14 protein-coding genes are annotated in these 20,652 nt (G+C 72.0%); 4 read left to right on the forward strand and 10 right to left on the reverse strand.

Annotated elements, in window-relative coordinates:
• Positions 1 to 51: 51 nt before the first annotated feature.
• The 5 genes from ffh to ABZ385_RS19980 all read right to left on the reverse strand — a co-directional run bounded on the left by ffh (position 52) and on the right by ABZ385_RS19980 (position 7,880).
• On the reverse strand, positions 52 to 1,605 hold the full coding sequence (ffh, locus tag ABZ385_RS19960; protein ID WP_358590429.1) for a signal recognition particle protein: 1,554 nt from the start codon (positions 1,603 to 1,605) through the stop codon (positions 52 to 54).
• Between the two features lie 167 nt (positions 1,606 to 1,772).
• Positions 1,773 to 4,295 carry a [protein-PII] uridylyltransferase gene (locus ABZ385_RS19965; protein WP_358912446.1) on the reverse strand — a complete coding sequence of 841 codons (2,523 nt, stop codon included), beginning with the start codon at positions 4,293 to 4,295 and terminating at the stop codon, positions 1,773 to 1,775.
• Positions 4,296 to 4,376: 81 nt separating this feature from the next.
• Positions 4,377 to 4,715 (reverse strand): P-II family nitrogen regulator, encoded by a 339-nt coding sequence (locus tag ABZ385_RS19970; protein ID WP_358589193.1) that lies wholly within the window; start codon positions 4,713 to 4,715, stop codon positions 4,377 to 4,379.
• Positions 4,712 to 6,070: an ammonium transporter gene (locus tag ABZ385_RS19975; protein ID WP_358699320.1), complete on the reverse strand. Its 1,359-nt coding sequence runs from the start codon at positions 6,068 to 6,070 to the stop codon at positions 4,712 to 4,714. The genes ABZ385_RS19970 and ABZ385_RS19975 overlap by 4 nt, the downstream gene beginning before the upstream one ends.
• A 331-nt stretch (positions 6,071 to 6,401) precedes the next feature.
• Entirely contained in the window at positions 6,402 to 7,880 is a 1,479-nt protein-coding gene (locus ABZ385_RS19980) for a hypothetical protein (RefSeq protein WP_358589197.1), read from the reverse strand.
• Between the two features lie 431 nt (positions 7,881 to 8,311).
• Between ABZ385_RS19980 and ABZ385_RS19985 the strand changes: the two genes are divergently transcribed.
• Positions 8,312 to 8,974, forward strand: coding sequence for a bifunctional DNA primase/polymerase (locus ABZ385_RS19985; protein WP_358589199.1), 663 nt, complete (start codon positions 8,312 to 8,314; stop codon positions 8,972 to 8,974).
• Between the two features lie 152 nt (positions 8,975 to 9,126).
• Here ABZ385_RS19985 and ftsY read toward each other — a convergent pair whose 3' ends face one another.
• Positions 9,127 to 10,347 (reverse strand): signal recognition particle-docking protein FtsY, encoded by a 1,221-nt coding sequence (gene ftsY, locus ABZ385_RS19990; protein ID WP_358698476.1) that lies wholly within the window; start codon positions 10,345 to 10,347, stop codon positions 9,127 to 9,129.
• A 198-nt stretch (positions 10,348 to 10,545) separates the two neighbouring features.
• On the opposite strand from ftsY, the gene ABZ385_RS19995 reads away from it, so the two are divergent.
• Positions 10,546 to 11,991: a cytosine permease gene (locus ABZ385_RS19995; RefSeq protein ID WP_358912448.1), complete on the forward strand. Its 1,446-nt coding sequence runs from the start codon at positions 10,546 to 10,548 to the stop codon at positions 11,989 to 11,991.
• A 139-nt stretch (positions 11,992 to 12,130) separates the two neighbouring features.
• Positions 12,131 to 13,114, forward strand: coding sequence for an LLM class flavin-dependent oxidoreductase (locus ABZ385_RS20000; RefSeq protein ID WP_358698478.1), 984 nt, complete (start codon positions 12,131 to 12,133; stop codon positions 13,112 to 13,114).
• A gap of 52 nt (positions 13,115 to 13,166) precedes the next feature.
• On the opposite strand, the gene ABZ385_RS20005 is transcribed toward ABZ385_RS20000, so the two are convergent.
• From ABZ385_RS20005 to ABZ385_RS20020, 4 genes are all read right to left on the reverse strand, one after another.
• Positions 13,167 to 14,591, reverse strand: coding sequence for a sugar porter family MFS transporter (locus tag ABZ385_RS20005; protein ID WP_358589207.1), 1,425 nt, complete (start codon positions 14,589 to 14,591; stop codon positions 13,167 to 13,169).
• Positions 14,592 to 14,827: 236 nt separating this feature from the next.
• Positions 14,828 to 18,394 (reverse strand): chromosome segregation protein SMC, encoded by a 3,567-nt coding sequence (smc, locus tag ABZ385_RS20010; RefSeq protein ID WP_358912450.1) that lies wholly within the window; start codon positions 18,392 to 18,394, stop codon positions 14,828 to 14,830.
• Between the two features lie 214 nt (positions 18,395 to 18,608).
• Positions 18,609 to 18,812, reverse strand: coding sequence for a hypothetical protein (locus tag ABZ385_RS20015; RefSeq protein ID WP_030787543.1), 204 nt, complete (start codon positions 18,810 to 18,812; stop codon positions 18,609 to 18,611).
• 407 nt (positions 18,813 to 19,219) lie between these two features.
• Positions 19,220 to 19,501 (reverse strand): acylphosphatase, encoded by a 282-nt coding sequence (locus ABZ385_RS20020; RefSeq protein WP_358589777.1) that lies wholly within the window; start codon positions 19,499 to 19,501, stop codon positions 19,220 to 19,222.
• A gap of 169 nt (positions 19,502 to 19,670) precedes the next feature.
• Here ABZ385_RS20020 and ABZ385_RS20025 point away from each other — a divergent pair, with 169 nt between their 5' ends.
• Positions 19,671 to 20,597: a CAP domain-containing protein gene (locus ABZ385_RS20025; protein ID WP_358912452.1), complete on the forward strand. Its 927-nt coding sequence runs from the start codon at positions 19,671 to 19,673 to the stop codon at positions 20,595 to 20,597.
• The last annotated feature ends 55 nt before the right edge of the window (positions 20,598 to 20,652 follow it).

A 20,652-nucleotide genomic window follows, 5' to 3' on the forward strand; every position in this document is an offset into this window, starting at 1 on the left:
GTCGTACGGCAAGGTGCCCGGCACGTGGTCGTGGTGCCGGGGCGGGCGGAGTCAGCCCATGAACTTCTTGAACTCGTCGGGCAGCTCGAAGTTCTGCGGGGCCTGCCCGCCCGGGAGGCCGAAGGCGCCGCCTTCCTGGCCGGCCTGCTCGCGGCGCGTGGCCGCCTCCAGCTCCTCCTGCTTGCGCTTCATCGGGTTGCCGGAGCGCCGCTTGCCCTTGGCCTGCTTCTGCTTCTTCTTCTGCTTGCCGGCGCCGCCGCCCATGCCCGGGATCCCCGGCATGCCCGGCATGCCGCCGCCCTGGGCCATGCGCGACATCATCTTGCGCGCCTCGAAGAACCGCTCGACGAGGCCCTTCACCGCGCTGACCTCGACACCGGAGCCCTTGGCGATACGGGCGCGCCGGGAGCCGTTGATGATCGTGGGCTCCTGACGCTCGGCGGGCGTCATGGACTTGATGATGGCGGCCGTGCGGTCGACGTCCCGCTCGTCGATGTTGGCGATCTGCTCCTTGATCTGCCCCATGCCGGGCATCATGCCGAGCAGCTTGCTGATGCTGCCCATCTTCCTGACCTGCTCCATCTGGGCCAGGAAGTCGTCCAGCGTGAAGTCCTTGCCCTTGCTGCTCGCCAGCTTGGAGGCCATCTTCTCGGCCTCTTGCTGGGAGAAGGTCTGCTCGGCCTTCTCGATGAGCGTGAGCATGTCGCCCATGCCGAGGATGCGGGACGCCATGCGGTCCGGGTGGAACGCGTCGAAGTCGTCCAGCTTCTCGCCGTTGGAGGCGAACATGATCTGGCGGCCGGTGACCTGCGCGATGGAGAGCGCGGCACCACCGCGGGCGTCACCGTCGAGCTTGGAGAGCACCACGCCGTCGAAGCCGACGCCGTCGCGGAAGGCCTCGGCGGTGTTGACCGCGTCCTGACCGATCATGGCGTCGACGACGAAGAGGACCTCGTCGGGGCTGACGGCGTCGCGGATGTCCGCGGCCTGCCGCATCAGCTCCTGGTCGATGCCGAGACGGCCGGCGGTGTCGACGATGACCACGTCGTACTGCTTGGTCTTGGCGAACTCGATGGAGTCCTTGGCGACCTGGACCGGGTCGCCCACGCCGTTGCCCGGCTGCGGGGCGTAGACGCCGACGCCGGCGCGCTCGGCGACGACGCTCAGCTGGTTGACGGCGTTGGGGCGCTGGAGGTCACAGGCGACCAGGAGCGGGGAGTGGCCCTGCCCCTTCAGCCAGAGGCCGAGCTTTCCGGCGAGGGTCGTCTTACCGGCGCCCTGGAGACCCGCGAGCATGATGACGGTCGGCCCGGTCTTCGCGAAGCGCAGACGCCGGGTCTCGCCGCCGAGGATGCCGATGAGCTCCTCGTTGACGATCTTGATGACCTGCTGGGCGGGGTTCAGCGCCTGGGAGACCTCGGAGCCGGCCGCGCGCTCCTTGATCTGCTTGATGAAGGCGCGGACGACGGGCAGGGCCACGTCCGCTTCGAGCAGGGCGATGCGGATCTCGCGCGCCGTGGCGTCGATGTCCGCCTCGGACAGGCGGCCCTTGCCCCGGAGGTTCTTGAATGTCGCTGCGAGGCGGTCGGAGAGAGTATCGAACACGGCGGTCGCGAATCCTCGTAGTTGGGGGCGGGCTGACAGGTCGCCTTCCAGAGTATCTGGCGCGCGGCGGTGTCCGGGGCTCCGGGCGGTTCTTCTGCGGGCGGCCCGGACCCGCCCCGTCGTCCCGCGCCCCCTGCCTGCCCCGCGTCACATGCCGGCCCGCCGGCTCACCCCGCCTCGCGCAGCGCCCCCTCGACCCCTCGGGCCACTTCGGCCGCCCGCTGAGAGGACAGCGGTCCGCCGTCCTCCCCCGTCACGTAGAAGGCGTCCACCGCGTTCGCCCCCAGGGTCGAGGCGTGGGCGCTGCGCACCCTGACCCCGGCCGCCTCCAGCGCCCGCCCGATGCGGTGCAGCAGGCCCGGCGCGTCCTGGGCCCGGACCTCGATGACCGTCGCGAGGCGTGAGCCGGCCGACGCCACCGTCACGCGCGGCGGTGGGGCCGCGCGGCCGCGCCGCCTGGGATAGGCCGCGTCCCGTTCCCGCAGCCGCCCCGCGATGTCCAGCGACCCGTCCAGCGCCCGCACCAGGTCGGCCCGCAGCCGCGCGGCCTGCGGCAAGGATCCGTACTCCGCCGCCACCCGCCAGTCGAGCAGCAGCACCGAGCCCCCGGCGCCCTCGATCCCGGGCGGCAGCGCGACCTCCCGCAGCTCCGCCGTGCGTACGGTGAGCCGGTGCACCGCCAGCACCCCGGCCACCGCGGACAGCACCCCGGGCTGCTCCGGTACGGCGATGAGCAGCTCGACCCCGAGCGGTTCGGGCCCCTCCGAGGGGCCCTCCGAATGGGCCTCGGAGGGGGCCTCCGCAGACCCCGCCGAGGGCTCGGCCTCCCCCTCCGTCCGCGCCCGCAGCGCGAGGACGGGCCCGCCCGTGCGGAACGCCTCCACCGCGAGCCGCTCCTGCTCGGCCGTGGGCGCCGCCCCTTCCGGGGCGGCTTCACTCGGCTCGTCCCCGGAGAGCACCGCCGTGACCCGCTTCACCAGGTCGGCGACGAGTGCGCCACGCCACGCCGACCAGGCGGCCGGACCGGTGGCGAGCGCGTCCGCCTCGGTCAGGGCGTGCAGCAGCTCCAGGGTGCCGACCGTCCCGACGGCCTCGGCGACCCCCCGTACCGTCGCCGGGTCGTCCAGGTCGCGCCGCGTGGCGGTCTCGATGAGCAGCAGGTGGTGCCGTACGAGGCGGGCGACGACGGCCCCATCAGCGGCGTCGAAGCCGACCCTGGCCGCGACATCGCGGGCGATGACCTCGCCGGCCGTGGAGTGGTCCCCCGGCCAGCCCTTTCCGATGTCGTGCAGGAGCGCGGCCACCAGGAGCAGGTCGGGGCGCCCGACCCGGCGCGTCAGCTCGGCGGCCCGGACCGCCGTCTCCACCAGGTGCCGGTCGACCGTCCACGTGTGGACGGCGTTGCGCTGCGGCCGGCACCGCACCCGCTCCCAGTCGGGCAGCAGCCGGGTGATCAGGCCCTCCGCCTCCAGCGCCTCCCACACCTCGACGGTCGGCCGCCCCGCGCCGAGCAGCGTCACCAGCTGTTCGCGCGCCTCGGCCGGCCACGGCGTGGGCAGGGGCCGTACGGAGGCGGCGAGGCGCCGCACGGCGTGCAGGGAGAGCGGGAGTCCGGCCTGGGCGGCGGCCGCGGCGGCGCGCAGCGGCAGGACGGGGTCCCGTTCGGGCCGGGCGGTGCGGGCGAGCACGGCCTCGCCGTCGTGCTCCACGACCCCCTCGGCCAGCGGCGTCCGCTCGGCGGGCGCCGCTCGGCCGCCCAGCATGGCGCGCAGCCTCGGCCGCACGGACCGGGCCCGCAGCACGCGCCCGACCTCGCGCCAGGTGACGTCGCTGGCGTAGGAGACGACGCGGGCGGATTCGTACACCTGGCGCAGCAGGATGTCGGCGTCCAGCAGGCCGAGCGCGTCGGCGACCTGGTCCTGCTCCTGGAGGGCGAGCCGGTCGGTGGCCCGGCCGGTGGCGAGGTGCAGCGCGTCGCGCACGTCGAGCAGGCGCCGGCGGGCGTCGGCGAGGCCCTCGCGCGGCGCGTCCGCGAGCCAGGAGGCGGCGACGGCCCGCAGCGCCGTGACGTCGCGCAGCCCGCCCCGCGCCTCCTTCAGGTCGGGTTCGAGGAGGTGGCCCAACTCGCCGTGCCGCAGGGCCCGTTCCTCGCACAGTTCGCGCAGTTCGGGCAGCCGCTTGGGGGCCTGGTTGCGCCAGTCGGCGAGGACGGCGGTGCGCAGCCCCGCGGTGAGCCCGAGGTCGCCCGCGACGTGCCGCGCGTCGAGGAGGCCGAGGTGCGCCTTGAGGTCCTCGCCGGCGGTCTTGCGGGCCTGGGCCGGCGTGCGCACGGAGTGGTCGAGGGCGAGGCCGAGGTCCCAGACGGGGTACCAGAGGCGGTCGGCGAGGGCCGCCACGTCCGCGGCGGCCGCGTTCCCGTCGTGCAGCAGGAGCAGGTCGAGGTCGCTGCGCGGCGACAGTTCGCCGCGGCCGTATCCGCCCACCGCGACGAGTGCCACGCCGCGCGGCATCAGCCGGGCGCCGGCCTGGAAGAGCCCGGCGAGCCAGTCGTCGGTGAGCCCGGACAGGGCGGCACGGCGCGGCGGCCCGGACCGCGACTCCTCCTGGAGGAGCCGCAGCCGGGCCGCCGCGTAGCCGCTGGGTCCGGAGTCTTCCGCTTCCGTCTCGGTTCGTACGTCCACACTCGTCACCCAGCAGCTCCCGTTCAGTGCCGTTCAGTCCCGGTCCGCCCCGGTCGGTCCCGCCCCGTTGCGCTCACCTCCGGCCGCGTGTCACAGCGCGTCGGGGCCGCGCTCCCCCGTGCGCACCCGGATGGCCGTGTCGACCGGGACGCTCCAGACCTTGCCGTCGCCGATCTTCCCGGTGCGGGCGGCCTTGACCACGACCTCAAGCACCTGATCGGCGTCGTCGTCCTCGACGAGTACCTCGATACGGATCTTCGGCACGAGGTCCACCGTGTACTCGGCGCCCCGGTAGACCTCGGTGTGTCCGCGCTGGCGTCCGTACCCGCTGGCCTCGGTGACCGTCAGGCCCTGGACGCCGAAGGCCTGCAGCGCCTCCTTGATCTCGTCGAGCCGGTGCGGTTTGACGACCGCCGTGATGAGCTTCATGCGTCCACCTTCTTGTTCCGCTGAACCTGGGTGCCGGCCACGACCGGGCCGGGGAGCGCCGTCGTACGCGGGGCGGTGCCGCCGCCCGCGCCGCTGAAGTCGTAGGCGGTCTCGGCGTGTTCGATCTGGTCGATGCCCGCGACCTCGTCATCCTCGCCGACCCGCATGCCGATCGTCTTGTCGATCAGGAGGGCGAGCACCGCCGAGGCGACAAGGGAGTACGCGAGGACGGCGCCGACGCCGGCGAGCTGCTTCCCCAGCTGCTCCGGGCCGCCGCCGTAGAACAGGCCCCGCGCCTTCGACTGCCCGCCGCCGGTGGCGAAGAACCCGACGAGGATGGAGCCGGCGATCCCGCCGACCAGGTGGACCCCGACGACGTCGAGCGAGTCGTCGAAGTCGAACCGGTACTTGAGGCCGACGGCCATCGCGCACAGCAGACCGGCGATGGCGCCGATGGCGATGGCGCCGAGCGGCGAGCAGGAGCCGCCGGCCGGGGTGATGGCGACGAGGCCGGCGACCGCGCCGGAGGCCGCGCCGAGCGTGGTGAAGGCGCCGTGGCGGATCTTCTCGTAGGTGAGCCAGGCGAGCATGGCCGCGGCGGTGGCGACCTGCGTGTTGACGAACATGAGCGCGCCGACGCCGTCGTCGTTGCCGAGCCAGGAGCCGGCGTTGAAGCCGAACCAGCCGAACCACAGCAGGGCCGCGCCGAGCATCACGAGCGGCAGGGAGTGGGGTCGCATCGGGTCCTTCTTGAAGCCGACGCGCTTGCCGATGACGAGGATCACGCCGAGCGCCGCGGCACCGGCGTTGATGTGCACGGCCGTGCCGCCCGCGAAGTCGATGACGCCCATCTCGAAGGCCCAGCCGCCGGTGCCCCACACCCAGTGCGCGACGGGGAAGTACACGACCGTCACCCACAGGGCGACGAACAGCGCCCAGGCGGTGAACTTCACGCGGTCCGCGAGGGCGCCGCTGATCAGCGCGGGCGTGATGACGGCGAACATCAGCTGGAAGACGGCGAAGACGTAGACCGGGATGGTGTAGCCGTCCCAGAGCTGGTTGATGCCGAGGCCGCTGAGCCCGACGTAGTCGCCCTCCCAGCCGAAGAGGCTGCCGTGGTCGGTGCCGAACGCGACGGAGAAGCCGTACAGCACCCAGAGGATGGTGACGATCCCCAGGCTGATGAAGCTCATCATCAGCATGTTCAGCGTGCTCTTGACGCGGACCATGCCTCCGTAGAAGAAGGCCAGTCCCGGTGTCATGAGCATCACCAGGGCGGAACAGATGAGCATGAACCCGGTGTTCGCGGCAGACAGCTCGGGGGCGTCTGCGGCGATCGTGATGCCTGGGGGCATCGGCGTCTCCTCGTCGTATGCGGCCCGTGCGGGCGAAGCCTGTGCGGTACCGAGGGGGCCCGTGCTCCTGGGGAGGTCGGGGCTGTGGGCCGGTTATGCGCCAAGAGATTGGCGCAGCGCGGTTTCGGCGGGCGCCCCTCGATGTTTCACCTCGGTGACGAAGAGGTCGTGCGTGTTACGCGTCCATGAACTGCCGGGTCACGCGGGGTGCGGTTTCCTACCCTGCCCACGGCACGAGAACCGGCCGCGGCGGCCATCCGGCTGACCTGGCGGGGGAGCCGAGTCGGGCGTTCGGGATGGCCTCCGCGGCCGGGGCCGGTCGGGCCGGGACTCAGACCGCCTCCGCGGTCTCCGGCATCTCGATGGCGAGCCGCTCGGTGAAGTGGACGACTTCGGAGACGTCCCCGAAGTCCCGTACGGCGGTGTCGACGGTCTTGCGCAGGCGGGTGTTCACCCGCTCGGAGCGGACCTTCTTGGCGATGTCGAGGGCCTGCCCGGCGAGGACCGTGCACTGCTCGGGCTCGCGTTGCAGCAGGTGGACGGTGGCCTTGCCGATGAGGTTCAGGGCGTAGGAGCGCTGGTGCTCGGCGTCCGCCCCGAAGAGTTCCACGGCGCGGTCCATGACGGGCTCGGCGAGCGAGGCGTACGTGGGGCTGCGGCCCGCCACATAGGCCAGGTCGCGGTACGAGTGGGCGTTCTCGCCGTTCAGCTCGGCCTCGGAGAAGAAGCGGATCCAGTCCGGCTCGGGCTCGTCGAACTCCTCCGCGTCGGCGAAGGTGTCCTCGGCCATCCGCACGGCCCGCTTGCACTTGCCGGGCTGGCCCATGTTGGCGTAGGCGCGGGCCTCCATCGCATACAGCATCGCCTGGGTGCGCGGGCCGGCGCAGTCCCGGCTGCCGTACTGCGCGAGGTGGATCAGTTCGAGCGCGTCGTCCGGCCGGCCCAGGTGGATCATCTGGCGGCTCATGCTGGAGAGGATGTACGACCCGAGGGGCTTCTCGCCCGCTTCTTTCGCGGCGTGCAGGGCCAGGACGAAGTACTTCTGGGCGGTCGGCTGCAGGCCCACGTCGTAGCTCATCCAGCCCGCCAGCTCGGCCAGCTCGCCCGCGACCTTGAACAGGCGCTTGGCGGTGGCCGCGGGCTGGGGCTCCTGCAACAGGTCCGTCACCTCGTGCAGCTGGCCCACGACGGCCTTGCGCCGGAGCCCTCCCCCGCACTGGGCGTCCCACTGGCGGAACATCACCGTGGTGGACTCCAGCAGGTCCAGCTCGGGCTTGGACAGGCGCGCCGGGCGGCGCTGCGCGGCGGGCTCGGGCTCGGGCTCCTCGCGGGGCGTCGGCGGCGAGGGCACGAGCCAGCGCTGCATGGGCTCGATGAGGGCGGGTCCCGCGGAGAGGGCGAGGGAGGTGCCGAGGAAGCCCCGGCGGGCCAGCATGAGGTCGCTGCGCGAGAACTCGCTGATGAGCGCGACGGTCTGCGGCCCGGTCCAGGGCAGGTCGACCCCGGAGGAGGCGGGGGTGCGGTGCGCGGCGCGCAGCCCCAGGTCCTCGACGGCGACGACGCAGCCGAACCGCTCGGAGAACAGCTCGGAGAGGATGCGCGGGATCGGCTCGCGGGGATTCTCGCCGTCCAGCCAGCGGCGCACCCGGGAGGTGTCCGTGGAGATGTGGTGGGCGCCCAACTGCCGCGCCCTGCGGTTCACTTGGCGCGCCAGCTCGCCCTTGGACCAGCCGCTGCGCGCGAACCAGGACGTGAGCATCTCATTGGGGCGCTTCTCAGCGTTCGTACCGCTTCCGCCACTGCCGCCCACTGGAACGCCCCCATCCTTGAAGACACCGCGCGCAATCCGCGCTGCGCACTGTCCAAGCCCTAACAGAATGCCGCCTGTCGCGGCCGTCCGTCCGGAGAATGTCACCCGTCGAACAGGAAACCGACTTGCCTCCGGCATACCCGCGGGTGCTCGAGATCCGAGGGACGTGTACCCAAAGTAATCCTACGATCACTGCTCCGGCGAGGGCGATCGCGGAAACGCCACCATTCGCCACCCCTTCGAATGAACTCCCGTCCCACTGCGCGCGATTGACTTGACACCGGACGACGGAAAGTGGCGGAAAGGAGTGCGCCGGGGCGCATGTCGCCGGGCGCACCACCCCTGGGACCACCAAGCGCCGTCTCAAGAGCAGAGGGTCACGTTCCGATTCCCTCACGTAACCGCGGCACGCTCGACCCGTTGGAGGGGGCATGGGCTTCACGATCGGCGGCACCCGGGGGACCGACAGGCTCCGGACCGGTTCAAAGCGGCGCGGCCGCCCCTCGGACTGCACGGCGGTGGCGGAGTACACGGGGCTGTGGGGCTGGGCCGCGGTGCCCGGTGCCCGCGCCCTGGACGGCGCCTGCTCGTGCGGCACCCCGGACTGCGCCGCCCCCGGGGCGCACCCCTTGGGCTTCGCCCCGGAGGTCCCGGCCGGGGCCACGCTCGACGAAGTGGCGGACGCCTGGGCCGAGTTCCCCGGCGCCGCCGTGCTGCTGCCGGTGGGGCGGGCCTTCGACGTGATCGAGGTGGCGGAGACGGCGGGGCGGCGGGCGCTGGTCCGGCTGGAGCGGATGGGCCTGCCGTTGGGACCGGTGACGGTCACGCCCGAGGGCCGTGCGCAGTTCTTCGTCGCCCCGGGCGCCGCCGCCGAACTTCCCCGGCTGCTCTACCGCATGGGCTGGGACGACGCCGACCTCGACCTGCACGGCCTCGGTCCGGGGGAGCACATCACGGCGCCCCCGTCCGACCGCGGCGGCCTCGGCCCCGTCCGCTGGCTGCGCTCCCCCGCGCTCGACACGGCGACGGTCCCGCCGCAGGCCCGGCTCCTGCTCGGCACGCTGGCGTACGTGGCGCACCGCTCCCCGGCGTAGGCGCCGGAAGGGCCCCCTCGCGCCTGCGCCGTGCGAGGAGGCCCTGCTGTTCTTGCGTGCGCCCCTGAGGGGCGCGAGTACTGCGCGACCGGCCACGACGCCCGCGGCGAATCCACGAGCGGGCCGCGGCCGACGCACCGGGTCCCGCCGGCCTAGTCGCCGATCAGCGCGTCCACGAACGCCTCCGGCTCGAACGGCGCCAGGTCGTCCGCGCCCTCGCCGAGGCCGATGAGCTTGACCGGCACGCCCAGTTCGCGCTGGACGGCGACGACGATGCCGCCCTTGGCGGTGCCGTCGAGCTTGGTCAGGACGATGCCCGTGATGTCCACGACCTCGGCGAAGACCCGCGCCTGCACCAGGCCGTTCTGCCCGGTCGTGGCGTCCAGGACCAGCAGCACCTCGTCCAGCGGGGCGTGCTTCTCCACGACGCGCTTGACCTTGCCCAGCTCGTCCATCAGGCCGGTCTTGGTGTGCAGGCGGCCGGCCGTGTCGATGAGGACGACGTCGGCGCCCTCGGCGATGCCCTCCTTGACCGCGTCGAAGGCGATCGACGCGGGGTCGCCGCCCTCGGGGCCGCGGACCGTGCGGGCGCCGACGCGCTCGCCCCAGGTCTGCAGCTGGTCGGCGGCGGCCGCGCGGAAGGTGTCGGCGGCGCCGAGGACGACGGAGCGGCCGTCGGCGACCAGGACGCGCGCGAGCTTGCCGGTGGTGGTGGTCTTGCCGGTGCCGTTGACCCCGACGACCATCACGATGCCGGGCGTCTCCAGGCCCGACTCGGTCCGCACGGTCCGGTCGAAGTCCGTGCCGGCGCCCGTGCCGAGCAGCGCGATCAGCTCTTCGCGCAGCAGCGTGCGCAGCTCGTCCGGGGTGCGGGTGCCGAGCACGCGCACGCGCTCGCGCAGCCGCTCGACCAGCTCCTGGGTGGGTGCGACACCGACGTCCGCCGTCAGCAGGGTGTCCTCGATCTCCTCCCAGGTGTCCTCGTCGAGGTGCTCGCGGGACAGCAGCGTGAGCAGCCCCTTGCCGAGCGCGTTCTGCGAGCGGGAGAGCCGGGCGCGCAGCCGGATCAGGCGGCCGGCGGTGGGCTCGGGGGTCTCGATCCGCGGGACGGCCGGTTCCTCCACGACGACCGGGGCCGTCGCCGAGGGCTCGACGAGCGGGAGTTCCACCTCCTCGATCGTGCGGCGCGGTTCGTCGCGCGGCGTCTCGGCCTCCTCGCCGACCTTCGGTTCGGCGGGAGGGGCGGTGATGGTGGGCGCGGAGGACGGGGCCCGCGAGGGCAGCTGCTTCTTCTTGCGGCTGCCGATCACGAGCCCGCCGAGCGCGCCGATCACGACCACGGCGATGACTACAGCAAGGATGACGATTTCCATAACCCACCCAGTATCCGCCATGGCCCTCCCGGGGGCCCAGATTGTGTCTTCCTCCAAAGAACATATGCCCCTAGAAGCCACTACTCGGATTAAAGTACGATGGATGTCCCCGCATCAACGCGCGTAGAGTCCATCGCGATTACCCCCACCGACGGATCGCGACGTTGCGAGCCGAGCGAGAGGCACGGACCCACCCCCATGAGCAGCACCACCGCCGAACCCGAAGGCGCCCTCGAAACACGCGGCCTCGAACCCGTCCCGGACGCCGAGCGCACGGGCCGCACCCGCGAGCTGTTCCCCACCTGGGTGGCGGCCAACATCAGCGTCCTGCTGCTCACCATGGGCGCGGGCCTGGTGGTCTCCAACGGCCTGAACTTCTGGCAGGTCCTGGTCGTCGCGCTCGTCTCCCCCCTGCTGAGCTACGGCATGGTCGGCCTGATCTCCATCTCGGGCAAGCGCGGCGGCTCGCCGGGCATGACGCTCTCGCGCGCGGTCTTCGGCCAGCGCGGCAACCTCTTCCCCGGCGCGCTGATCTGGGTCGCCCGCTGGGGCTGGGAGACGATCAACGCGGTCACGGGCGCCTACGCGATCATCACGGTCCTGGACATCTGCTTCGGCGTTCAGTCGAGCACCTGGCTGACCGTCGTCACGCTGGTCGGCTTCGTCTCCTGCACGTTCCTGATCAGCGGCCTTGGCCGCAAGATCCTGCACATCTGCAGCACGTGGTCGACGTACGCCTTCGGCGCGTTCAGCGTGCTCGTGCTGATCTACCTCCTGGCCGAGACCGACTGGTCGGCCGTCTTCGACAAGCCCGCGGGCTCCACCGCGATGATGGTCGCGGGCGTCGGCACCATCGCCGCCGGCGGCATCAGCTGGGTCCCCACCGGCCCCGACTTCACCCGCTACCTCCCGCGCAACGCCTCGAACAGGCCGCTGGTCGGCCACGCGGTCGGCGGCGCCGCCATCGTGGTCGTCCCGATGGTCCTGATGGGCGCCGTCATGGCGGTCTCCGCGCCGAAGCTCTCCACCGCGCAGGACCCGGTCTCCTTCCTCGGCTCGCTGCTGCCGACGTGGATCGCGGTGCCGTACCTGATCATGGCCCTGGTCGGCATGCTGCTGATCAACTCCATGTCGATGTACTCCGCGGGCTTCACCGCGATGACCCTCGGCATCAAGGTCCCGCGCGCGTGGGCGGTCAGCGTGAACGCCGTCATCAGCCTGGTCTTCGGCTACATCCTGATGAACGTGGCCACCAGCTTCATGGGCTCGTTCATCTCCTTCCTCACCCTGCTCGCCGTCGCCTTCTCCGCCTGGATCGGCGTCTTCGGCGTCGACATGCTGCGCCGCACGACGTACGACGGCCGGGCCCTGATGGACACCGGGCGCACGAGCGCCTACTGGTACAAGGCGGGCTTCGCCTGGCAGGCCATGACCGCGTGGGCGCTCGCCCTGATCGTGGGCCTGCTCTTCACGAAGGTCGACTGGTTCAGCGGTCCGCTCGCCACGTCCTGGATCGGCCGCCACGGCCTCGGCTGGCTGGCCACGATCCTCGTCGCGGCCGTGCTGTACGCGCTGCTGCCCAAGAGCCCGCCGGTCGAGAAGGACGCGGCCGGCAAGGGCGAGACGGAGCTGGTCTCCGCCTGAGGCCCGGCGCCCCGCGGCCGCCCGATCCCCGCCAAGTTCCGCGCGGGGCGGGGCGAGTCCCGTACGAGGCTATCCATCTGACATCACGTCAGCTAACGTCCCCCTTCGCCGCCCACGCACGGTGAAGGGGGACGTTCCCATGCCCACCACAGTCGTACGGTTCAACCTCGTCGATCCCGCGCCGACGCCCGCCTCGCTCAGCGAGCGCTACCAGGCGGCGCTGGAGATGGCCGCGTACGCGGACGACCGGGGCATCGCCACCATCCAGACCGAGGAGCATCACGGCGCCGGGAACAACTGGCTGCCCTCCCCCTTCGTCTTCGCCGGCGCGGTCCTCGGGGCGACGCGGCGGATCGCGGTGACGGTCTCCGCGATCATCGGCCCGCTGCACGATCCGCTGCGGCTGGCGGAGGACGTCGCCGTCCTCGATCTGCTCAGCGGCGGCCGACTGGTCACCGTGGCGGGGATCGGCTACCGGCCCGAGGAGTACGAGCGGGCGGGCGTCGACTTCAGGCACCGGGGGCGGCTCCAGGACGAACTGCTCGACACGCTGCTCAAGGCCTGGACGGGCGAGCCGTTCACCTTCCGCGACCGCACGGTGCGCGTCACCCCGCGCCCCTTCACCCAGCCCCATCCGCTGCTGCTGGTCGGCGGCTCATCGAAGGCGGCGGCCCGGCGCGCGGCCCGCCTCGGTCTGCCGTTCTTCCCGAGCGCGCACCTGCCCGACCTGGAGGCGTACTACCACGAGCAGCTGGCGGAGCACGGCACCGAGGGCTGGACGATGATGCCCGCCGCGAAGACCCCGCTGCTGCACATCGCCGACGACCCCGACCGCACCTGGGCCGAACACGGCGAGCACTTCCTGCACGAGGCCCGCACCTACGCCTCCTGGCAGTCCAAGGACATCCGCTCGGCGGTGAGGTCGGCGGCGACCACGGTGGCCGAGCTGCGCGCGGAGGGCGTCTACCGCGTCCTGACGCCCGAGGAGTGCGTGGCGTACGCGCAGGAGGACGCGGCGAGCCTCGTCCTGCATCCGCTCGTCGGCGGGATGCCGGTGGACGAGGGGTGGCGCAGTCTGCACCACTTCTGCGAAAACGTACTGCCCCGGCTGAAGGACAAGTGAGCACGAGTCCGTCGGCCGGGGCAGCTTCCTGATGAGGAGGGGGCAGCGGGGTTTAGCCCATCTCCTCCAGGGCCTTGCCCTTCGTCTCCTTGACGAACTTCATGACGAAGGGGATCGAGATCGCGGCGAACGCGCCGTAGATGATGTACGAGCCGCTCAGCGACCACTCGGACATGCTCGGGAAGGTCTTGGTGATCGCGAAGTTGGCGAGCCACTGCGCGGAGGCGGCCACACCGAGCGCGGCGGCGCGGATCCGGTTGGGGAAGATCTCGCCGAGCAGCACCCAGACGACCACGCCCCAGGACAGGGCGAAGAAGAGCACGAAGGCGTTGGCGGCGATGATCGCGGTCAGGCCCTGCGCGTTGGGCAGCGAGACGTCGTCACCGGAGCCGGTCCGGTAGGAGAACGCCCAGGCCATGGTGAACAGCGCCGCGGCCATGCCCGCCGAGCCGATGATCGCCAGCGGCTTGCGGCCGATGCGGTCGACGAAGATCATCGCGATGACCGTGCCGACGATGTTCACGATCGAGGTCTCGAACGAGTACAGGAACGAGCTGGAGGGGTCCTTGCCGATCGACTGCCACAGCTGGTTCGAGTAGTAGAAGATCACGTTGATGCCGACGAGCTGCTGGAAGACCGAGAGGCCGATGCCGATCCAGACGATCGGCAGGAAGCCGACCTTGCCGAGCAGGTCCTTGAAGGACGGCTTGTGCTCGCGGTGCAGGCCGTGCTCGATCTCCGCGACGCGGGCGTCCAGGTCGATGGCGTGGCCCTCGACCTCGCCGAGCACCTTCTTCGCCTCGGTCTGGCGGTTGGCCGAGACCAGGAAGCGCGGCGACTCGGGGATGATGAAGGACAGCAGGCCGTACAGGACGGCGGGGATCACCATGACGCCGAGCATCCACTGCCAGGCCTCCAGGCCCATCAGCTTGCCGCGCTGGTCGCCGTCGGCCATGTTCAGGATGCCCCAGTTGACCAGCTGGGAGACGGCGATGCCGATGACGATGGCGGCCTGCTGGAACGAGGCGAGCCGGCCGCGGTAGGCGGGGGGCGCGACCTCGGCGATGTAGGCCGGGCCGATCACCGAGGCCATGCCGATGCCGATGCCGCCGATCAGGCGCCACATGGTCAGGTCCCAGGCCGCGAAGGGCAGGGCGGAGCCGACGGCGCTGGCCGCGAAGAGCAGGGCCGCGATCTGCATGCACCGGATGCGGCCGATGCGGTCGGCGACCCGGCCGGCGACGGCGGCACCGACGGCACAGCCGAGCAGCGCGGTGGCGATGATCCAGCCGAGCGTGTTGGCGTCGACGTCGAAACGGTGCTGGATGGCGACGGTCGCGCCGTTGATCACCGAACTGTCGTAGCCGAACAGGAAGCCACCCATCGCGGCCGCCGCCGTAATGAAGATGACATGGCCGAGATGGTCCGGATGGGCCTCTCTGGCTCCGGACCCTGGCGCCTGCGATGTGCTGGTCACATGTACTCCTCGGGCCACCGGCTGCACTGCCGGGGGTGGGGGCGAGCTCTTCAAGTGGCGCACAACTTCACGCCGCCCACCACCTGAAGGTAAAAGCAACGTTGCAGAGACTATGCCTTCAAGTTTCGAAGTCAATAGTTGTTGAGCTGTGAATTTTCAGGCACCGTGAGGCTGCTCATGTTCAAGTCTTGAAGGCAGTTCCTCGTTGACGGCAGGGCGGAGCGAGCCGGCGGCGGCTAGCGGAGCCGCTGGCTGATCACCTTGGAGACGCCGTCGCCCTGCATCGAGACGCCGTAGAGCGCGTCCGCGACCTCCATCGTGCGCTTCTGGTGCGTGATCACGATGAGCTGCGAGGCCTCCTGGAGCTCCTGCATGATCCGGATCAGCCGCTGGAGGTTCGTGTCGTCCAGCGCCGCCTCGACCTCGTCCATGACGTAGAACGGGCTGGGCCGCGCCTTGAAGATCGAGACGAGCAGCGCCACGGCCGTCAGCGACCGTTCCCCGCCCGAGAGCAGCGAGAGCCGCTTGACCTTCTTGCCCGGCGGCCGGGCCTCGACGTCCACGCCCGTCGCGAGCATGTTGTCCGGGTCGGTCAGCACGAGCCGTCCCTCGCCGCCGGGGAACAGCCGCGAGAAGACGCCCTCGAACTCCCGGGCCGTGTCCCGGTAGGCCTCGGTGAAGACCTGCTCGACGCGCTCGTCGACCTCCTTCACCACTTGGAGGAGGTCGGCCCTCGTCTTCTTCAGGTCCTCCAGCTGCTCGCTGAGGAACTTGTGGCGTTCCTCCAGCGCCGCGAACTCCTCCAGGGCCAGCGGGTTCACCTTCCCGAGCTGCTGATACGCCCGTTCGGCTGACCTGAGCCGCTTCTCCTGCTCGGCGCGGTCGAACGGCACCGGCCTGTTGCGCGGGTGCTCCGGATCCTGCGGCAGCTCCTCCCCCTCGGCGGGGGGCGAGGGCGGCACGAGCTGGTCGGGGCCGTACTCGGCCACGAGCCCCGCCGGTTCCACACCGAGTTCCTCCAGTGCCTTGGCCTCCAGCTGCTCGATCCGCAGCCGCTTCTCGGCACCGAGTACCTCGCCGCGGTGGACCGAATCCGTCAGTTTGTCGAGTTCCGCCTTCAGCTCGCGTCCCCGGCCCCGCTCGGCGGCCAGCTCCCGCTCCCGCACCTCCTTGGCCCGCTCGGCCGCGGCGCGCTCCTCGTCGGCGCGTACGAGGGAGACCTCGACGTGGGCGAGCAGCTGGCGCCCTGCGGAGGCGACGGCTTCGGCGACGGCGGCCTCATGGCGCAGCCGTGCCGTGCGCTGCTCGGCACGCGCGCGTGCCTCGCGCTCGGCGCGGGCGGCCCGGTCCAGGGAGTCGGCCCGCCCGGCGAGCCCCTTCACCCGCTCCTCGTGCGTACGCGCCTGGAGCCTGGCCTCCATCTCGGTCTGGCGGGCGTTGGCCCCGTCGGCGGCGAGCCGGTCGCGCACGGCGGTGTCGGGTTCCTCCTCCCCGCCCTCGGTGGAGGCGGCCGCCTCCTCGGCCACCGCGAGCCGCTCCGCGAGTTCCTCGGCCTCCTCGACCGCCCGCTCCAGCGCCTCCTGGGCCTTGGCCGCCGCGGCGGCGGACCGCTCGGCCTCGCCCGAGGCGCCCCGCGCCTGCCCCGCGAGCCGCCCCAACTGCTGGGCGACGGACGACTTCTCCCGGTCGGCGGCCCGGCGCCGCTCCCCCAACTCCTCCACGAGGGCGGCGCATGTCGCCCGCCGCTCCGCGGCCCGGCTCTGCTCCGCCGCCAGTTCCTCGCACCGCACGGCCAGTTCGGCCAGCTCCGCCGCGGCCTCGTCCACGGAGGCCCGCACCTCCAGCAGGCTGGGCGCCCCGGCGGAGCCGCCCTGCGCGAAGTGCGCGCCGAGCAGGTCGCCCTCGGCGGTGACGGCGGTCAGCTCCGGGTGGACGTAGACGAGGTCCTCGGCGTCCTCCAGCGTGTTGACGGCCACGATGCCGCGCAGCAGCCGCCGCACCGCCGGCATCAGCTCCTCGGGTCCCCGCACGAGATCCGCGACGTACGGCGGACCGCCGGCGCGCCGCTGTCGTGCCTCGTCCGGGGCGCCGGCCAGCAGCAGCGCCGCCCGTCCCGCGTCCTGCTTGCGCAGCAGCCGGATGGCGTCGGCCGCGGTGCCCGGTCCGCTCACCGCGAGGGCGTCGGCGCCGGCGCCGAGCGCGGCGGCGACCTGCACCTCGTATCCAGGGGCGACGCTGAGGAGTTCGGCGGCGGGGCCGAGGAGCCCCGTCAGCTGGTCCTTGGCGGCGAGCAGCGCGCCGGTGCCGTCCTTGCGCCGCAGTCCGAGGGCGAGCGCCTCGCGGCGGGCGGCGACCGCGGCCCGCTCGCGCTCGGCGGCGGTCGCCTCCTCCCGTGCCGCGGTGAGCGCGGCCTCCGCCTCGGCGAGGTCCCGCTTGGCCGCGTCGTGCCGCGCGCCCAGCTCGGCGTCGTCCGCGTCGAGCCCGTCCACCTCGGCCTTGAGCTGCTCGTACTCCTCCTGGGCGGCGACCGCGCGCTCGGCGGCCTCGTCCCTGGCCTCGGCCAGCCGGTCGATCTCCGCCTGGGCGGAGGCGGCGCGCGAACGGGCCGCGTTGACCTGGCCGCCGAGGCGGGCGAGGCCCTCGCGCCGGTCGGCGATGGCCCGGGCCACGTCCTTGAGCCGCCGCTCCTCGACCGCCAACTGCCGCTCCAGCTCGGCACGGTGGGCGACCGTGTCGTCAAGGGCCCGCTCGGCGGCCTCCAAGGCGGCGGTCAGCTCGGCCTCCTGTTCCCGGATCCGCGCGGCCTCGCGCTCCATGTCCTCGGGGTCGCGTCCGCGCCGCTCCTCGGGGGGCGCGGCGGTGGCGCTCCTGACCCGGGCGTCGGCCAGCGAGACGGTGCCGCGCACCCGTTCGGCGAGCTGCGAGAGCTCGTACCAGGTCTGCTGGGCCCGCTGGAGGCGCGGGGTGAGGCGCCGCACCTCTTCCTCCAGCTGTGCCTCGCGCTGGAGGGCGGCCTTGAGCAGGGACTCGGCGCGTTCCTTGCGTTCCTTGAGGGCGGCCTCGTCGGCGATCTCGGCGTTCAGCGCCTCGCGCAGCCGCATAAGGTCGTCGGCGAGCAGCCGCAGCCGGGCGTCGCGCAGATCGGCCTGGATGACGGCGGCCCGGCGGGCCACGGCGGCCTGCCGGCCGAGCGGTTTGAGCTGGCGGCGCAGCTCGTCGGTCAAGTCCTGGACGCGGGCGAGGTTGGCGCGCATCGCGTCCAGCTTGCGCAGGGCCTTCTCCTTGCGCTTGCGGTGCTTGAGGACGCCCGCGGCCTCCTCGATGAAGGCGCGGCGCCCCATGGGGTCGGCGTGCAGCACGCCGTCGAGCTGGCCCTGGCCGACGATGACGTGCATCTCGCGGCCGATGCCGGAGTCGGAGAGCAGTTCCTGGATGTCGAGGAGGCGGCAGGTCTCGCCGTTGATCTGGTACTCGCTGCCGCCGTTGCGGAACATGATCCGCGTGATGGTGACCTCGGCGTACTCGATGGGCAGGGCGCCGTCGGAGTTGTCGATGGTGAGGGAGACCTCGGCGCGGCCGAGCGGGGGGCGCCCGGTGGTGCCGGCGAAGATGACGTCCTCCATCTTCCCGCCGCGCAGGGATTTGGCGCCCTGCTCCCCCATGACCCAGCTGAGCGCGTCCACGACATTGGACTTGCCGGAGCCGTTCGGTCCGACGACGCAGGTGATGCCCGGTTCGAACTTCAGCGTCGTGGCCGACGCGAAGGACTTGAATCCGCGCAGGGTCAGGGCCTTGAGATGCACGCCGTCGGACTCTACCTTTCACTGACCGTTTCACCGATGAGGGTGCAGGGCACATCAGACGGTAAAGGAAGCAGCGTATGCGGGGGAAAAGAAAGAAGGGACGCCGAAGCGTCCCTTGCAGATCTGGAGACAGCAGCTGACAGGGCAGCCTGACCACGTGCTTGTCGCGCGGTGCCTTCACAGGAAGGCGCCGATGCCACTGGATCGAGTGCGGTCAGGTGAGCGCAGGCTCCGCCTGGGGTACGTCGATGCTCTCCATGAGCGATTCGTGAGAAGCGGCAGCCGCGAGCGCGTCGTTCTCCTGCTGGATCCGAACGAGCTCGGATTCCAGGTCCTGGACGCGCTGCTGGAGCCGTCGCATCTCGGCGAGGAGTCGCGGGTCGCTGCCGCCGACGTAACCGAGAAGCGCCTTTGCCATGATGGATGGTCCTCCACAATGAGTGACCGACCGAAGCGGTGCGGTGTGGGTCGTGAGGGATTGGCACCCGCGGTGCTTGGCACTCGTTGTTCTGCTGGTCTTGCTGGCCGTTCTCACATGCCAAACAGTTAAGGTGCGCGGGGCTTCCAGAGTCTCACCAAAAAGTTTGACGGTCAACACGATCACACCCCGTATCGGCGGGCGACCCGGGGGCGCGCGGCCCGGGATCAGGCGGCGCTGCTTCTCCTGCGGGGCCCTGGGGGCGTGGAGATCATCGTTATCCGCGGAGCCTGCCACGCCCTGCCGTTCTTGGCAACCACCAGGTCTTTCCTCCGTCGGGCAGTGGCCCGCGACACCCGGACGGGGACCTCGCCCTACCCGTCCGGTGACGTCCGTCCGGGTCAGGGTCAGCGGATGGCGAAGCTGTCGTATATGCCGCGCGGTGTGTCCCAGATCTCGGTGACACCGTCGACCCGGCCGGGTGTGTCGCCCTCGCGGAGCCAGTCGAGGAGTGCCTGGCAGCCGGCGCGGGGGCCTTCGGCGACCACCTGGACGCGGCCGTCCTCCAGATTGAGAGCAAAACCACTCAGGCCGCCGATCTCCAGGGCCTTGGCCCGGGTGAACCAGCGGAAACCCACAGCCTGTACGCGCCCTCGCACCCAGGCGGTGAGTCGCACTTCTTCATTCATGGGTGCACGCTAACCGGCCCATTGCCCTGAGAGCACTTCGGCCCCATAAGCCATCGCGTACAGTCGCGACTCGATGAACCTCACCCGAATGGGTGAGTCGCCTAGATCATAAACACTGATCATAAAGCTTGATCATAAAGATCGTCGCGAAAGAACGAAAGGCCAGGAGATGGGACGCCACCGACGCTCCGGCGCTGCGCGGGCCGCCGCCACCCCCGACCGCCGTCCGGCGACGGTGTCGCACCGCCGCAGGGGTGGGGTCGGCGCCCCCCTGCGCACGGGCCTGCTCGGTGTCTCCGCCGCCGTCGCGATGGGCGCCGTCGCGGTCGCCACGGGCGTACTGCCCGGGACGGACGGCTACCGCCTCGGTGGCTCTGACGGTTCCGGCGAGGTGCGCTCGGCGAGCGCTCCCGCCGAGGTCGCCGCCCAGGGCGGCTCGGGGGGCGGCGCCGAGCGCGGTGAGCCGTCGCCGAGCCGAAGCACCGACCGCTCCCGCGGTCCTGAGCCCGCGCCCTCGAAGGCCGCCCCGAAGCCGTCGCGCACTCCGTCCGAGAAGCCCGCGGGGAAGCCCTCGGCGAAGCCGTCGCAGAAGCCGTCGTCCCGGGCGCCGAAGCCCGAGGACGCCAGGACGCCGACGGCGGCGCCCTCCCGCAAGCCCACCGAGCCGCCCGCCCGCAAACCGCGGGTTCCCGCGCCGAGGGTGCCGTCGACTTCCGGGGAGAGCGCCGCCGAGGCCGAGGTGCTCACGCTGGTCAACGTGGAGCGGGCCAAGGCCGGCTGCCGTCCGGTGACCGCCGACGGCCGTCTCGCCGCGCTGGCCGGCCGCTTCAGCGAGGACATGGCCGAGCGCGGCTTCTTCGACCACACCGACCCGGACGGCGCGACGCCGTGGGACCGCGCCGAGAAGGCGGGCATCACGAACCTGGGCGGCGAGAACATCGCCCGGGGCCAGGCCGACGCCCGCGCGGTGATGGCCGCCTGGATGGGCAGCCCCGGCCACCGCGCCAACATCCTGAACTGCGACTACAGGACCATGGGAGTCGGCGCCCACTTCGCGCCGGGCGGCCCGTGGTGGACGCAGGACTTCGGCTTCTGAGTCCTGCGCGGACGCCGTGAGGCACCGGTGCAGGGCACTAACCCACGGTGAGCGC

Source organism: Streptomyces sp. NPDC005898 (genome assembly GCF_040629635.1).
Lineage (GTDB): Bacteria > Actinomycetota > Actinomycetes > Streptomycetales > Streptomycetaceae > Streptomyces.